Consider the following 504-nt stretch of genomic DNA (forward strand, 5'->3'; position numbering starts at 1 on the left):
ACCCCGATCGCCATGGAAGAGAAGCTCCGCTTCGCCATCCGTGAAGGCGGCCGCACCGTCGGCGCCGGCGTCGTCGCGAAAATCGTCGAGTAATCGATCGATCCAGCGACAGCTGATCTGAGATCAGGCCCCGGAGGAAACTCCGGGGCCTTTTCTTTTGCCTGATCCCTGAAGGGGGAGCCGTGCCGCCTGATCCCTCTCCCCTTGCGGGAGAGGGTGGCCTGCGAAGCAGGTCGGGTGAGGGGTCTCTCAGACCTCAAAGCCGCGTGCAGCGGTCAGGCCGGGCGGAGCGTCTCTCATCTGAGAGACCCCTCATCCGACGGCCTTCGGCCGCCACCTTCTCCCGCAAGGGGAGAAGGATCGCGGACGGGGACAGAGCGCTCTCAATCCCCAGCGACCGCGCTACGAACTCCAACCAATCCAGTCCCTTACAACTTTCTCAGCGCTCTGGATCAGACGCGCTGAAACCCGCTGCATAATCAGAGCTGTCCCGTCGCAGGGAGA

1 protein-coding gene is annotated in these 504 nt (G+C 63.7%); it reads left to right on the forward strand.

Annotated elements, in window-relative coordinates:
- On the forward strand, positions 1-93 hold a 93-nt coding region (locus tag AC1RRS_RS24885; RefSeq protein ID WP_192665346.1), incomplete at its 5' end, for an EF-Tu C-terminal domain-related protein.
- Positions 94-504: the final 411 nt, after the last annotated feature.

This window comes from Caulobacter sp. GW821-FHT12A07 (assembly GCF_058807655.1).